The sequence below is a fragment of the Limnobacter sp. UBA7229 genome (assembly GCF_002473065.1).
GTDB classification, from domain to species: Bacteria; Pseudomonadota; Gammaproteobacteria; order Burkholderiales; family Burkholderiaceae_B; genus Limnobacter; species Limnobacter profundi.
The window spans coordinates 21607-37180 of the sequence record NZ_DKTN01000019.1 but is presented as its reverse complement, the minus strand read 5'-3'; the positions used below and the strand labels follow the sequence as shown (position 1 = coordinate 37180).

The window sequence follows — 15574 nt, the reverse complement described above, 5'->3', positions numbered from 1 at the left end:
TGAATTAATTCTGCTTCCAGTGACTGCGGTATTCAGATGCCTGAGCAAGAATGCGTTCAAGTGTGGCACGGTCGCCGTTCTCGATCGCCTTGCGAAGACTCGCAATATTCGCCTCGAAACCGCTTAGCATGCTCAACAAGGCGGCGCTGTTGTTTTGAAAAATATCCGCCCACATTTCAGGCGAGCTGGCGGCAATACGAGTGAAATCCCTATAACCCGCACCACCCTCTTTCATGAATTCTGCGCCCTTGGGGTGACCCAGCACGCTAGCCACATAGCTGAAGGCCAACAGGTGTGGCAGGTGGCTGACTGCACCAAACATTTCGTCGTGATCCATGGCATTCATGGTGCTTAACTTGGCACCAATGGCTGCCCAGAAGTTTTCAACTTTTTTCAAGCCCGCCGGGTTGGTTTGTGGCAAGGGGCAAAGTACACAATTGCGCCCTTCAAACAGATTCGCAACCGCTGCGGCGGGGCCATGCGACTCGCCGCCGGCAATTGGATGGGCCAACACAAACCGGGCTTTCAAACCCGGAAATTGCGGCTCAAGTTCATCCAGCATCACGGCCACATCCGACTTGGTACTGCCGGCATCAAAAATCAGACAATTGGGCGGCAAAGAGGGTAAAAACTGGGTGAGCACCTGTTTGTATTGCCGAACGGGAATGGACAGAACCACCACATCGACATTGCGCACATTCGAATCGCCTGGACCGGCAATGCACTCATCAACAATTCCCAACTTCAGGGCTTCGTGAGCAGTTTCAAGCTTGCGTGAATAACCCAGCACGTGCCCTGCCAAACCCTTTTTTTTGGCAGCCAGACAAATTGAGCCACCAATCAAACCCACGCCAATGGCAAGCATGCGGTTGAAAATTGTTCCCTTGGCCATCACGAAGCCTGCAAGCTGGCCAGCGCTTTGGGCAAGGCCACCAAAAAGGCTTCGTTTTCATGAGGCAGGCCAATGGACACACGCAACCATTGCGGCAAACCGTAGCCATTGACTGGGCGAACGATAACGCCCAAACGCTGAAGAGCGTCGAACACCTTCATGCCCGCGTCATCCGTATTTCCCGCTTTGAACAACACAAAATTGCCATAAGAAGGCACGTACTCTAAACCGAGAAACTTCAAGCCACTTTCGATTTGCTCAAGCCCTTTGAGATTCACCTCATAGGTTTGCTGCAGGAATTCCGCATCATCAATTGCCGCCTCTGCCGCAGCAAGTGCCAATGAATTGACATTGAAGGGCTGGCGAACGCGGTTCATCAAATCGGCCACCTCGACACTGGACACCGCATAGCCCACGCGCAAACCAGCCAAGCCGTAGGCCTTGGAGAAGCTACGTGACACCAGCAGATTGGGGAATTGTGCAACCCACTGGGTGGAATCATACTGATCCTCGGGTTTCAGAAATTCGTTGTAGGCCTCATCAAGCACAACCAACACATTCGATGGCACCTGCTTCAAAAAGGCAAGCAACTTTTCCTGGGGCAGAAAGGTACCTGTCGGGTTGTTGGGGTTAGCGATGAAAACCACATGGGTTTGTGAATCGATTGCGTTCAAAAACCCGTCGAGATCGTGGGTAAAACACACCGCAGGAACCACCTTCGACTCGGCACCACAACCCTGAGTAGCCAGAGGATAAACCGCGAAAGCATACTGCGAAAACACGGCATTGGTGCCCTGCGTTAGAAAGGCTTTCGCTGCCAACTCCAACACATCGTTCGACCCGTTGCCCAAGGTGATTTGTTCGGGTTTCACGCCATGACGAGCGGCCAATTTCGCTTTCAAGGCAAAACCATTTGCATCGGGATAACGGCCCAGATCCATCGCAGCCTGTGCAATAGCTGCCTTGGCTTTTTCACCCAGCCCCAGTGGATTTTCATTGGAAGCAAGTTTGACCACCGTATTCGGATCGAGGCCCAATTCACGGACCACATCAGAGACTGGCTTGCCAGCCTTGTAAGGGGCGATGGCGCGAATGAATTCAGGAGATTGCTCGGTCAGTTTTTGCATGGTGCTGCTTTCAGTTGCGTTGTGCTGCCGGGTATGAACCCAGCACTTTCAAAAAGGATGCATTTTTTCTCAATTGATCCAGGGCCTTGGCCACGGCAGGCTCAGTTTGATGACCTTGCAGATCAATAAAGAAATAGTATTCCCAGCGTCCGTTGCGTGCAGGTCGAGACTCCAGTCGGGTCATGGAAACATTCTCGGCATTAAACGGTTCCAACATTTTGTAAACAGCCCCGGGTTGATTGGGCACTGAGGCAACCAAACTTGTTTTGTCCTGCCCGGAAGGCCCTGTAATTTGATTGCCCAAGACCAGGAAACGAGTGGTGTTGTGCGCATCGTCCTGGATATGCTCTTGAAATGCCTTCAAGCCATAACGCTCGCGCGCCGCTTGGCCTGCAATGGCTGCCACTTTTGCATTTTCGCTGGCCATTTGCGCAGCGACACCGTTGCTGGCCACGGTTTCTTGTTGAATATGCGGTGCGTACTGCGAAAGCCAACCACGGCACTGGGCCAACGCCTGCGGGTGCGCACAAATTTTCTCAATACCGTCCAGTGAGCCGGTTTGACACAACAACTGATGGTGAATAGCCAATTGCACTTCACCACACACCAACGCGCTTGACTCCACCAGCGCGTCCAGCGTGCGAGCAATCGACCCTTCTGTCGAGTTTTCAACAGGCACCACTGCAAAATCAACTTGCTGGGCTTGCAACTGGCGAAATGCTTCTTCAATCGTGTCAACAGGCTCAGCCTGAACGCAATGCCCAAAGAATGACCACACCGCCTGTTCGCTGTAAGTGCCCAAGGGGCCAAGGAACGCCACATGTACCTCGCGCTCCAGGGAGCGGCAAGCCGACATGATCTCCTTGAACAAAGTGTTGACGTGTTGGGTATTCAAAGGCCCGCTGTTGGCCGCATTCAGTTTGTCGAGCACCTGCGCCTCTCGTTCGGGGCGTATGACCGGGGCATCGGTTTTTGCTTTCACATGGCCGATGGACTGGGCCAAGCTTGCTCGCTTGTTCAGCAGCACCAGCATTTGCTGATCGATTTCGTCGATTTGGTCACGAAACTTCAACAACTCGGCGTTGATATCCGGGGTATTCATCAAGCCTCCGTTTTCTCGAAATCGCGCATGAAATCTACCAAAGCTTTCACGCCCTCAAGGGGCATCGCGTTGTAGATCGAGGCCCGCATGCCGCCCACCGATTTGTGCCCTTTAAGTTGCACCAAACCGTGTTCTGCGGCCTTGCTCAAAAAACTGGAATTCAGCGCTTCGTCAGCCAGTGTAAATGGCACATTCATGCGGGAACGGTCTTGCCGGCGAACTGGGCAATTGTACAAATCGCTGTTGTCGATGGTGTCGTACAACAAGGCTGATTTTTCTTGGGCTTGCGCTTGTGCCCATGGAACACCGCCCTTCTCGATCAACCATTCAAACACCAAACCGGCAATGTAAATTGAATAGGTGGGCGGGGTGTTGTACATGGAACCGTTTTCAGCCACGGTCCCAAAGGCAAATGCTGAAGGACAAATTGACAAGGCCCGATTGAGCAATGCTTTGTCGATGATGACGATTGTGACACCAGCCGGGCCCACATTTTTTTGCGCGCCACCGTAAATCAAACCATACTGAGTCACATCAAGCGTTTTCGACAAAATGTTTGAGGACATGTCAGCCACCACCGGGCAGTCTAGCTGACCAGCCAGGGCTTCAATTTGTCCGTTGAATTCGACACCACTGATGGTTTCATTGTCGCAGTAGTGCAGATAGGCCATTTGCTGACCGTTCACACGGTCAAGCAGGGACGCGCACTCAGGTACGTAACACGCCGCTGCGGTGTTGGCCAGGGCGTTCGCGTTGTCGAGCACCACACGGGCCAGTCCGTACTTCGAAAATTCCTTGGTGGTCTTTTTCGACCAAGCACCTGTATTGACGAATGCGGCTTGCTCAAACCCTTGAAGCAAATTCATTGGCACAATTGCATTCATGCCAACAGCACCACCCTGCATGAACAGCACGTCGTGCGTGTCGGGCACATTCAACAGCTTGCGAAAGTCATCGCGGGTTTTCTCGAAAATGCGGGTGTATTCAGGGCTGCGATGGCTCATCTCCATTACAGACAAACCCTTGCCCTGCCAATCCAGCATTTCCTCGGCAGCCCGACGCAAGACTGACTCAGGCAAGGCTGCCGGACCTGCTGAAAAATTCCAAACTCTAGACATGCTCGCCCTGTGCAATCAACCGTTTATTACTCTTCTGTGGCAGCGGGCGCGTCGGGAGAATCCCCCTCTTCCACCTCACCAAGATCCTCAGCATCTGACTCCACGATCCGCTGCAAGCCAGACAACCATGTACCCTCGTCCACGCTGATCAAGGTCACGCCCTGTGTTGCGCGACCCATTTCACGAATTTCCGAGACACGAGTTCGAACCAGCACACCACCGGTGGTGATCAACATGATTTCATCCGTTGGGTTCACCAGCACTGCAGAGACAACTTTGCCATTGCGCTCAGAAGTTTGAATCGCGATCATGCCTTTGGTACCACGACCATGTCGGGTGTACTCGGAAACTGGCGTGCGCTTTCCAAAACCGTTCTCAGTGGCGGTGAGCACTGATTGCTGCTCACTTTCTGCTACCAGCATGGCAATGACTCGCTGCCCTTCTTCAAGATTCATGCCGCGAACACCGCGTGCATTGCGACCCATGGCGCGCACATCATTTTCATCGAAGCGAACAGCCTTGCCGGAATCGCTGAACAACATGACATCGTTGGTGCCGTTGGTCATGGCTGCACCGATCAGGAAGTCACCTTCATCCAAATTCACGGCAATAATGCCGCGCTTCATGGGCCTTGAAAAATCGCTTAACTTTGACTTTTTAACTGTACCCAGGCTGGTGGCCATGAACACGTATTTGTCTTCGTCTTCAAAGCTTTTAACCGGCAACACTGCGGTGATTTTTTCACCCTCGGCCAAGGGGAACATATTGATGATGGGGCGACCACGTGAAGTGCGCGAGCCTTGAGGCACTTCATACACCTTGAGCCAATACACGCGACCGGCGTTGCTGAAGTACAAAATTGTGTCGTGGGTGTTGGCCACGAACAGGTAATCAATCCAATCGTCGTCCTTCGTGGTGGCAGCCTGTTTTCCGCGTCCACCGCGCTTTTGCGCTCGGTATTCAGTCAATGGCTGGCTCTTGATATAACCAGAATGAGACAGAGTTACCACCATGTCTTGCGGGGTGATCAGGTCTTCGGTACCCAGTTCAGTGGCATTGAATTCGATCATCGAACGACGCTCATCGGCAAACTCGTTGCCAATCGATGTCAGTTCATCTTTGATGATCTGATTGATACGCTCAGGCTTGGACAAAATATCGAGCAGGTCAGCAATCTGATCGATCACTTCCTTGTACTCATTCAAAATTTTGTCTTGCTCAAGGCCCGTCAAGCGCTGCAAGCGCATGTTCAAAATTTCCTGCGCCTGCACTTCGCTCAAGCGGTACATGCCATCGTCTTGCAATCCCAGGCGTGCCGGCAAACCTTCTGGGCGGAACGCTTTCGCACCACCCGAATCGCCCAGTTCGGTACGCGACAGCATTTCGCGAACAATCGAGGAATCCCAGCTTTTTGCAACCAAATCGGCTTTCGCCACGGGTGGTGTGGGCGCGGCCTTGATGATTGCGATGAATTCGTCAATATTGGCCAAAGCCACAGCCAAGCCTTCCAAGACGTGGCCGCGATCGCGGGCTTTGCGCAATTCAAACACGGTGCGGCGGGTGATGACCTCTCGACGATGGCGCAGGAAATAGAAAATAAGGTCGCGCAAGTTCAACAAACGGGGCTGGCCATCGACCAGCGCGACCATGTTGATACCGAAGGTGTCCTGAAGCTGGGTGTTCTTGTAGAGGTTATTCAAAATAACCTCGGGCACCTCGCCACGTTTCAATTCAATCACGACGCGAATACCATCTTTGTCGGACTCGTCACGGATGTCAGAAATACCTTCAATCTTCTTTTCAGACACCAGCTCGGCGATCCGCTCAAGCAGTGATTTCTTGTTCACCTGATAAGGCAGCTCATCCACGATAATGGATTGGCGGTTGCCTTTGTCCAGATCTTCAAAATGGGTTTTTGCCCGCATGACCACACGGCCGCGGCCGGTTCGATAGCCTTCGCGCACGCCTTGAATGCCATAAATAATGCCCGCGGTGGGGAAATCTGGCGCAGGAATCAACTCGATTAGGTCATCAACCGTGCACTCCGGGGCATCAATCGCATAAAGGCAGGCAGCAACCACTTCTTTCAGGTTATGGGGGGGCATGTTGGTGGCCATGCCCACAGCGATGCCTGACGAACCATTGACCAGCAAATTCGGTAAGCGCGCAGGCAACACTTTGGGCTCGCGCTCGCTGCCGTCATAGTTTGGCCCGAAATCGACGGTTTCCTTGTCGATGTCCAGCAGCATTTCCTGGGCAATTTTGGCGAGGCGAATTTCGGTGTAACGCATGGCCGCCGCGTTATCACCATCGATTGAACCGAAGTTACCTTGACCATCAACCAGCATGTAGCGCAATGAAAAATCTTGTGCCATACGCACAATGGTGTCGTAAACCGCAGAATCACCGTGTGGGTGGTACTTACCGATTACGTCACCCACAATACGGGCAGATTTCTTGTAGGCTCGATTCCAGTCATTGTTCAACTCATGCATTGCAAACAGCACACGGCGGTGCACCGGCTTTAAGCCATCACGCACATCCGGCAGGGCCCGCCCCACGATTACGCTCATGGCGTAATCGAGATAAGACCTGCGCATCTCCTCTTCAAGGCTGATCGGGAGCGTTTCTTTTGCGAATGAATCCATGTTTCTTCTTGTGTTGAATTATTTGACTGAAGGAATAACAATCTGGGACGCTGCCATTCACGGCTGCGTCACATCCCTGGCGCTACACTTGCAAGCTTTCGATTGTATCAGCCAAAATCGCTGAAACTGGGCGCAATGGTGCGTTCCAAATCATCTAGTGACCCTGCCCATGCAACTGCTGACCCCCCAATGGCTCTTGTGCCTGAACCACACCACTGAAGTACTTGAAAACCAGGCGGTTTTGATTAACCAAGACCTAATTCAGGCCATTGGCCCACGCGAGGAAATGCTGCTGGCGCATCCAGGCGCGGAAAGGGTTGATCTACCGGGGCAGGCACTGATGCCAGGCTTGATCAATTGCCACACCCACGCCGCCATGAATTTGCTGCGTGGTGCCGCTGACGATTTGGCCTTGCATGACTGGTTACAAACCCGGATTTGGCCCCTTGAGGGTGAATTGGCCGATGCCGAGTTTGTGTATGACGGAACAGTGCTGGCCGCCGCCGAGATGCTTCAAGGCGGAATAACCACTTTCAACGACATGTATTTTTACCCCGACCAGGTTGTTCAAGCGGCGCTGGACGTGGGTTCACGCGTATTTGCAGGCATCACCGTGATCGAATTCCCGACCCGCTACGCAGCAGAGGCCAAGCAATACATCGAGTTGGGGATAGCAGCACGCGACAAATTCAAGCTTGAGCCCACCGTACATTGGACCATCGCTCCGCATGCTCCTTACACAGTGAGTGATGACACCTTTCGGCATATGGCGATGCTGGCCGAAGAGCTGGACCTGCCCGTTCACTGCCATTTGCATGAGACCGCGAGTGAAGTCAGTGATGCGGAAAGTCGGGACGGCAAACGGCCGTTTGCCAGGTTTGAACAACTCGGTCTGATTAACGAACGCCTGATGGCGGTTCACGGAGTGCACTTGAATGAGCATGAGTTGCAGGCAATGGCGGCGAAAGGTGCAACGTTGGTGCATTGCCCCGCATCGAACCTGAAACTCGCCAGCGGCATTGCCCCCGTGGCTGCGGCGCTTAAAGCAGGCGTCAATGTGGTAATTGGTACCGATGGTGCCGCCAGCAACAACAAGCTGGACCTGTGGGAAGAAGGCCGATTGGCCTCCCTGCTGTGCAAGGGTGCAAGTGGCGATGCCACCGCCTTCAGTGCAGGTGAGTTACTGAAAAGCATGACCTGCAATGCAGCCAAAGCCCTGGGCGCAGACCACCTGATCGGCCGCATTGCCCCCGGCCTGCAGGCGGACCTGATCACAATCGCAATTGGAGAGGCTGCTCACCAGTTACCCAACCACAATCTGGTCTCGAAACTGGCTTACAGCGGGGCTTCCAGGGATGTGAAGCATGTTTGGGTAGCGGGCGTTCAAGTTGTGCAATCGCAACAACTTGTGGGCAAAAGGGCACAATTAGTCGGGGAAATCATGCGAAAAACCCAACGAGTGTGGCAGACTCGTGTCGAGAAAGTTGGTTGAGAGGGTGATAACTATGACAGCCTCTACTGTAAACTATCAACCAGCTTGAACCCCTATTTAACCCAAGGAGCAACAATGAAAAAAATGTCGACTCTCACGCAAGTTCTGATGGCAATGGCCATTGGTACAGCGTCTACAGCCGCTATGGCCCACACAACAGACAAAGGTGAAGGCCTGTCAGGCTATGTAGTGGATGGCAGCGGCAAGGTTGTTAAAGACGGCTCCGGCGAGTGCATCCGCACCAGCTACTTCACAGCCGCTTTGGCAATTCAGGAATGCGATCCTGACTTGATCCCCAAGAAGCCAGCACCAGCACCAGTTGCTGCACCAGCACCTGCTCCTGAGCCAGCACCTGCACCAACCCCAGTGATTACAAAAGTAAGCCTGGAAGCTGACGCTTACTTCGACTTCGACAAGGCCACACTGAAGCAAGGCGGCAAGGACCGCATTGATTCCGAAATCGCCAAGTTGGGTCAGGTTGACCTGAACAGCGTAATTGCAATCGGCCACACCGACTCCATCGGTTCCGACGCTTACAACCAGAAGCTGTCCGAGCGTCGTGCTCAGGCTGTGAAGGACTACATGGTAAGCAAAGGCGTAGCAGCTGACCGTATTCAGATCAAGGGCATGGGCGAAAGCCAGCCAGTGGCTGACAACAAGACCAAAGAAGGTCGTGCCAAGAACCGTCGCGTTGAAATTGAATTCAACGCAACACAGAAAGTTGTGAAGTAATTCCCAACCTCTGGTTCTGATCAAAAAAGCCCGGCCTAGCCGGGCTTTTTTGTTTCCGCCTTCGGTTAAACTACTGGCTGTTGAATACGCACCACGAGCGTTTACCAAGGAAGATGAGCATGAGCAGTATCGAATCCAACAACGTAGACCATGCAGAACTGGCTAAATTTTCAGCCCTTGCCAGCAAATGGTGGGACCCGAACAGTGAATTCCGGCCATTGCACGAAATCAACCCCCTTCGATTGAACTGGATCGACGAACGCGTCGGTCTGAAAGGCAAACGAGTGTTGGATGTGGGCTGCGGTGGTGGCATTCTGGCTGAAAGCATGGCTCGCCGCGGCGCAGATGTTTTGGGCATTGACCTGGCAGACAAATCGCTGAAAGTAGCTGAACTTCACAAGCTTGAAACAGGCGTGAATAATGTCAACTACCGTTTTGTTTCTGCCGAACAGCTGGCCACTGAGGAGCAAGAAACTTTCGACGTGGTGACCTGCCTTGAAATGCTGGAGCATGTACCCGACCCCGCTCAAACCATTCAAGCCTGTGCAAACTTGTGCAAGCCAGGTGGATGGCTGTTTTTTTCAACCATCAACCGCAACCCGAAAAGCTTTGTTTTCGCGATTGTAGGCGCGGAATATGTGTTGAACCTGCTGCCCAAAGGCACTCACGAGTACAAAAAGTTCATCAAACCGTCTGAGTTGGCCCAGTACGCACGCTTGTCCAAACTGGATTTTTCAGAAATCATTGGCTTGGTGTACAACCCCCTGACCAAGGTTTACCGCCTTGCTCGCGATACCGATGTAAATTACATGGTGGCGTGCAGAAAGCCCGCCTGATCAAAATTGCACAATGGGAATTAACCGTGCCTCTAAAAGGAATTTTGTTTGATCTGGATGGAACGCTTGTAGACACCGCACCCGACTTGTGCGGCACCATTCAAGACATGCAAAGCGACAGGGGTGTTGACATTACACCTTATCGCGCCATGGAGCACCTCGCCTCGGGGGGTGCTCGCGCTTTGTTGAAAGCAGGCTTCGGGCTTGAAATGCACTATCCTGAATTTCCGGCGATGCGTGCGGAGTTTCTTGAACGTTACGAGGCCAGAATCGCCCGCGAGAGTGCTGTTTACAGCGGAATCATTCCCTTACTGAATGAAGTCAAGGCGCGCGGTGCTCAATGGGGCATTGTCACCAACAAGCCATACTATTTGGCCGAGAAATTGGTACGTGAACTGGGCTTGACGCATGGGTGCAGCGTGTTAATTGGGGGAGACACCGCCGAAAAGCCAAAACCCTCCCCACTGCCCTGCTTCATGGCAGCTGGTGAAATGCACCTGCCCACCGAGCAATGCGTGATGATTGGCGATGATGAACGGGATGTAATCGCAGGCCGGGAGGCAGGTATGGCTACTGTGGCGGTTGAATATGGCTACATCGCCAGCCCGATAGACCAATGGGGTGCCGATGCCATCGTAAAAACGGCCCACGATTTGGCCAAATGGCTTGAAATTAGAATGTGAGCCCCCACCTCAAGAGTGTTACAATTAACTTTCCAATGGGGTCGATCTGGTTTCGACGTGGGTTGCAAAGCTATTGGGGCGTGTCGAGGATCAGTTACCTCGTAAATCCATCTGAAAAACTTTAAACGCAAACGACTCTTCGTTTAGCCCCGAACTCAAACTGGCCGCTTAAGCCAGTTTAGTTTGGACTTCCTACACCAGTTCGCCGATGGACTGGGCGGGGTCAAACCCGCAGTGGGATCATCTACATCGGACCGCTTACTGGAATGCTGCCGGCTGGTAAGTTAAATTAGGTGGATCGCGGATGCTGAAGAATGTCGCTTTTCGTCAGTAGCCGTTAAATACAAAGAAGACGACTACACACGTAGAACTGGTAGTGGAGGATTTGCGGACGCGGGTTCAATTCCCGCCGGCTCCACCAAACAAAATAGAAAAGGCTGCCCTTGTGGTGGCCTTTTTTATTTTGAGTTGAAGGATTTGTGGAAATTGAAGCCGCGGACGCAAGCGGCGCGGGGTGAGCCAGGTGGTTTCACGGGCCCAACAGTTTGGGGCCGTGCTGGGCGAACGCCCACGCCCTGCAAGGCGTGGGCCGGGAAATTCCCGCCGGCTCCACCAAATAAAAGAAAGGCTACCTTCGAAGGTAGCCTTTTTCTTTTCATTTCACCGACAAAATATACCGGGCAATCGCCAGCGCATCCTCATCGCTTACCCGTGGTTGCGCCGGCATCGGCGTATTACCCCACACCCCCGCACCGCCTGTTTGAATTTTTTTGGCCAACTTTTCAGCAGCACCTGCCTCATCGGCGTATTTCAAAGCCACTTGTTGATAGGTGGGGCCATACTTCTTTTTGTCCTCAGCATGGCAGGCCGTACAGTTGTAACTTCTGACCATTTCAGGGCTTGCCACCGCATTGCCAAACGCCGTCAGCATTGAACCTGCAACAAGCAAGGCTACATACTTCGTCATGAATACTTCCTCTCTAGAGCCGTGCCACCCAGTCAGGCGGCACGGCGTTAACAGCCCAACTCAAAAAACTCAGTTGGGTTTGATCTGATAAATCTCGCCTTCATCAGTGGCCACATACAGGTTGCCGTCAGGGCCTTGCGCAACCGAACGGAAGCGCCCCGCGGGCATGGGCAAAGGCATGATGGTGCGCTTGGCTGTCAAGCCGTCTTTGCTGATGTCGAGTAAATCAATGCGGTTGCCAACTGGGGTGCCGTGAATACCAATTCCCATGTAGCCCACTGCCATTTTTCCATCCCAGTCTTTCCACTGTTTACCGCTCAGAAAAACACCCGAGGACATGCCTTGGGACAGATTTTCATTGTTCCAGGCCGGTTTCATCGCTTTGGGGTAGGTTTTGGTGTCTGTCATCGGCATGAATGCTGCTCGCTTGACGGGTTCCATGGCGCCCATCTGGTTGGGGCTGTAGCCGCAGTAGGCGTCGGGGCAATCACCACGCCCACCTACATTCGGCCGGGGATCCCAGCCTGCATTGCCACCATTGGTGAGCACAGTCACTTCATCAGAATGCCAAGGTCCATTCTCCGCAGTCACAGGCTGGTTTGTACCCGGACGAAATGCAATACCTTGGGGATTGCGGTGGCCAAATGTGAAAACGCGGGCATCAAAACCTTTGGGAGGCTTGTTGCCAGCAGCCGCCTTGCCGTCACGATCAATTCGCAATACCTTGCCGCCCATCTTGGTGGGGCTTTGCGGCACGGCACCATTGTGTGTGTCACCGGTGGTCACGTACAGAAAACCATCACCAGAATTGAAACGGATCCTTCCGCCATTGTGTGCGCCAGATGAACCGAAGGGATGATCGCTCGCAGCTGTTTTGTAGGGAATGTCATCCACAATATCGGTTCTATCCGAAGTTTTGCTTAAATCAGCATTCACCTTCAAACGAATAACCCGATTCGTTTGAGGACTGGATTTGCTGGACGTGGAATACACATACACGTAGCGATTCTTCGCAAATTCAGGGTCTACAGCCACGCCGTTCATACCAGCCTGACCATCGCAGAACAAATCTGGCATAGAGTCGGCATAACCCTTGGCATCTTTCATTCCCACCAGCTTATTCACTGTCCCGGAGGGCAAGCGAACGGAAAGTCCGTGGCATTTCTCGGTGAAGAACATGGAACCATCGGGCAAAAATGCCATGTCCCAGGGGTTTTCCAACTTGGATAGAACGGCTGTTGCGGTAAGATTGGGTGCTGCTGCAATCGCGACTCCACCAATCGCCAAACTGGCTGAGGCAAGGACGGCGCAGGACAAAAGTTTATTTAGCTTCTTCATTTTGTCTCCTGATTCTGTAGGTAAGGCAAGTGTGCCTTCAATGTTAAGGCGATTGCGAAATCGCCCAACGTCGAAGTACACCTAAAGAAAATTGCACATATTTAACACTCGGTCAATATGGCCTTACCCGGACTGGATCATTCAGTTTTTGAAGACTTGCCTTTCAATATCAGGCTGAAGAAGTTTTTGCCTCTGGCATGCTCACCTTGATCGGAGAGCAATCGCTGAACGCTACAACCCAGCAACAAAATTGTGGATCCGCTGAAGGCCAACAAGCCCCCAATGAGGGACAATGGCCAACTAAGATCGAGAAGCCGAAGCAACAATGCAACAATTACACTGAGTAACACCAACAAACACAAATAGATTTTCATGATCTAACACACCTGTTCAGCTTGCCAAACGCTGGTCTCCAGACCAGTGAATGCACACTGCAATGCAAGGTTTCCTTGCTAACGAACGACGCTCACCTGAGCGTGCCTGGTTGATCGCCAAAAACTATTGCTGTGATTGCCTGTGTTTTTGGACCAGCGAATATTAATGAATATGGCAATTTAGATCCAGAAAATGTAATGTCGATTTGCGGTCAATTTTTTGGCCGCCGGACGAACAAATTTCGTCACAATGCTACTTTGTACAAATTCCTTTTTTTAACAATTTCCGCATACAATTGCTGCAGCGCAAAAAACCACTTGAATGTCTATTTTTCGAACTAGACAAAACTAGAATTCTGGTTATTTTTTTGGCTTCACAATTGTTCACTTTTCGCCACAGCTGAAAGGCATCCACTCCGCAAATTATGCAAAAAGGCATTTTTCTTTCCATTTTGGCTTCAGTGCTGTTTGGCAGCATGTACTACTACACCACACTGCTTGAACCGTTGAGTGGGGAGGAAATTTACGGCTGGAGAATGCTACTAACCCTGCCTGTGATGACCCTATTTCTGATCTGGACCAAAGACTGGGGCTTGATCAAATCGATTGCGCTGCGCCTGAAAACAGAGTGGAAACTTTATCTGGCCTTACCGGCGTCATCCCTGCTTCTGGGCATACAACTTTGGCTGTTCCTATGGGCACCGCTACATGGCCATGCGATGAATGTGTCGTTGGGCTACTTCATGATGCCTCTTGTGATGGTTTTGATCGGTCGTCTGTATTACAAAGACAAACTGAGTCAACTGCAAAAACTGGCAGTCTTGTTGGCACTACTTGGCGTTACAAACGCAGTTATTCAGGCGGGGGGATTCGCTTGGACTTCGCTCCTGGTTTGCCTGGGTTATCCCTATTATTTTGTGCTGCGGTCAAAATTCAAAATAGACAACTTGGGTGGACTGTGGTTTGACATGCTGCTGATGTCACCGCTTGCCATTTATTTCGCTCTGAGCGGCGATGGCTTGGCTCAAATGACGGGGTTACAACTTCAGCTACCTTTGCTGATTATTCTGTTGGGCGTGTTAAGCGCCTCTGCATTGATAGCTTATATTTTGTCGAGTCGAATGCTGCCCTTTAGTTTGTTTGGTTTGCTGGGCTACGTAGAGCCTGTGCTTTTGGTGATTGTTGCATTCTTGATCGGCGAATCAATCGCTCAGCAGGAATGGCCCACTTATCTCGCCATTTGGCTGTCACTGAGTTTACTGGCCGTGGAGGGTTTACTTAAGCTTTGTAAGACCGAATCGCAGTCGACAAATCAGGATCTTGGTTGAAAGCTTCCGTGAAGAAATCAACAAAACTGCTGATTTTGATGGAGGGGCGACGCTCGGGTTGATACACCACATTCAGCGGTAAAGTGCTTGGTTTGTAGTTGTTCAAAATCGTGTTAACACTGCCCTCCCGAATATCACGACCATAAATCCAGGTGGGTGAATAGCATATTCCCAGCCCTTCAAGAACGCCTTGGCGAATTGCTTCGGAACTGTTCGATTGAAAGTTGCTGCCCACACGCACCGTGATGGCCTTGTCTTTACTGCCGTAAAAAGTCCATTCATTGAAGTTGTCGATGCCGGTGTAAAGCAGGCAATTGTGCTCACTTAAATCATCAGGTTTTTGCGGAGCACCATGTCGAGCCAAATAAGATGACGACACAATCACAGCCCTCGCCACCGAGCCAATACGTCGGGCAATCAAACGGCTGTCTTTTAACTCACCCACACGAAAAGCCACGTCGATACCTGCTGCCACAAGGTCAACAAAACTGTCGTCGAGTTGCAGGTCGATACGCATTTTCGGATATCGCGCATAGAATGCCGCGAGCCGGGGCACGATGTGAATTCGGCCAAATGCGACCGGTGCAGCCACTCTCAGCAGGCCGCTGACCTCGTGTTCAGCGCGATGCACTTCACTGCGAGCCTCTTCCAGAGTATCGAGCACCTGTCTACAACGCTGGTAGTAAAGGCGACCCGCCTCTGTTAATGAATGGCTGCGGGTGGATCGCACCAACAACAACACGCCAACATCGGCCTCCAGAGCCTGTACCTGTTTGCTGATGGCCGACTGTGTGGTGTGGGCCTGCCGGGCCACCGCCGAGAAATTACCTGTTTCAACAACTCTCACGAATGTTTCCATCAGCCTCAAGCGATCCATGTAGTGATTCCTTTATATATTCCCGTGAGGAATAAATACTATAACAACTGTTCCGTAGAT

Annotated in this window: 13 protein-coding genes and 1 other RNA gene; 6 read left to right on the top strand and 8 right to left on the bottom strand. The window is 52.0% G+C overall.

Going from position 1 to position 15574, the window contains the following annotated elements:
- Positions 1-4: 4 nt before the first annotated feature.
- Genes B4C79_RS10675 through gyrA form a run of 5 tightly spaced genes read right to left on the bottom strand, consistent with a single transcriptional unit; the run spans position 5 to position 6887 of the window.
- Positions 5-892 carry a prephenate dehydrogenase gene (locus B4C79_RS10675; RefSeq protein WP_168427028.1) on the bottom strand — a complete coding sequence of 296 codons (888 nt, stop codon included), beginning with the start codon at positions 890-892 and terminating at the stop codon, positions 5-7.
- Positions 892-2019 carry a histidinol-phosphate transaminase gene (hisC, locus tag B4C79_RS10670; RefSeq protein WP_291742879.1) on the bottom strand — a complete coding sequence of 376 codons (1128 nt, stop codon included), beginning with the start codon at positions 2017-2019 and terminating at the stop codon, positions 892-894. Before hisC ends, B4C79_RS10675 begins: the two co-directional genes overlap by 1 nt.
- 10 nt (positions 2020-2029) lie before the next feature.
- Complete coding sequence (gene pheA / locus B4C79_RS10665; RefSeq protein ID WP_291742876.1) at positions 2030-3121, bottom strand: prephenate dehydratase; 1092 nt, start codon at positions 3119-3121, stop codon at positions 2030-2032.
- Complete coding sequence (gene serC / locus B4C79_RS10660) at positions 3121-4239, bottom strand: 3-phosphoserine/phosphohydroxythreonine transaminase (RefSeq protein WP_171100109.1); 1119 nt, start codon at positions 4237-4239, stop codon at positions 3121-3123. The genes pheA and serC overlap by 1 nt, the downstream gene beginning before the upstream one ends.
- 26 nt (positions 4240-4265) lie before the next feature.
- Positions 4266-6887 carry a DNA gyrase subunit A gene (gene gyrA / locus B4C79_RS10655; protein WP_105029651.1) on the bottom strand — a complete coding sequence of 874 codons (2622 nt, stop codon included), beginning with the start codon at positions 6885-6887 and terminating at the stop codon, positions 4266-4268.
- Between the two features lie 169 nt (positions 6888-7056).
- On the opposite strand from gyrA, the gene B4C79_RS10650 reads away from it, so the two are divergent.
- The 5 genes from B4C79_RS10650 (at position 7057) to ssrA (ending at position 11051) form a co-directional block, all read left to right on the top strand.
- Positions 7057-8379, top strand: a complete 1323-nt coding sequence (locus B4C79_RS10650) for an amidohydrolase family protein (RefSeq protein ID WP_171100111.1) — start codon at positions 7057-7059, stop codon at positions 8377-8379.
- Positions 8380-8454: 75 nt separating this feature from the next.
- Complete coding sequence (ompA, locus tag B4C79_RS10645; protein ID WP_105029654.1) at positions 8455-9111, top strand: outer membrane protein OmpA; 657 nt, start codon at positions 8455-8457, stop codon at positions 9109-9111.
- Positions 9112-9230: 119 nt separating this feature from the next.
- Complete coding sequence (gene ubiG / locus B4C79_RS10640; protein ID WP_171100113.1) at positions 9231-9947, top strand: bifunctional 2-polyprenyl-6-hydroxyphenol methylase/3-demethylubiquinol 3-O-methyltransferase UbiG; 717 nt, start codon at positions 9231-9233, stop codon at positions 9945-9947.
- Positions 9929-10630 (top strand): HAD family hydrolase, encoded by a 702-nt coding sequence (locus B4C79_RS10635; protein WP_171100115.1) that lies wholly within the window; start codon positions 9929-9931, stop codon positions 10628-10630. The genes ubiG and B4C79_RS10635 overlap by 19 nt, the downstream gene beginning before the upstream one ends.
- Positions 10631-10667: 37 nt before the next feature.
- Positions 10668-11051: a transfer-messenger RNA gene (gene ssrA / locus B4C79_RS10630) on the top strand.
- 234 nt (positions 11052-11285) lie between these two features.
- On the opposite strand, the gene B4C79_RS10625 is transcribed toward ssrA, so the two are convergent.
- Both B4C79_RS10625 and B4C79_RS10620 read right to left on the bottom strand, forming a co-directional pair.
- Positions 11286-11597, bottom strand: coding sequence for a c-type cytochrome (locus B4C79_RS10625; RefSeq protein WP_291739395.1), 312 nt, complete (start codon positions 11595-11597; stop codon positions 11286-11288).
- Positions 11598-11666: 69 nt separating this feature from the next.
- The gene (locus B4C79_RS10620) at positions 11667-12935 is read right to left on the bottom strand and encodes a PQQ-dependent sugar dehydrogenase (RefSeq protein WP_291739394.1); all 1269 of its coding nucleotides are present in this window, start codon (positions 12933-12935) and stop codon (positions 11667-11669) included.
- Positions 12936-13734: 799 nt separating this feature from the next.
- On the opposite strand from B4C79_RS10620, the gene rarD reads away from it, so the two are divergent.
- Entirely contained in the window at positions 13735-14637 is a 903-nt protein-coding gene (rarD, locus tag B4C79_RS10615; RefSeq protein ID WP_171100121.1) for an EamA family transporter RarD, read from the top strand.
- Here rarD and B4C79_RS10610 read toward each other — a convergent pair.
- Complete coding sequence (locus tag B4C79_RS10610) at positions 14588-15514, bottom strand: LysR family transcriptional regulator (protein WP_171100123.1); 927 nt, start codon at positions 15512-15514, stop codon at positions 14588-14590. The two genes, rarD and B4C79_RS10610, sit on opposite strands and share 50 nt — an antisense overlap.
- Between the last annotated feature and the right edge of the window lie 60 nt (positions 15515-15574).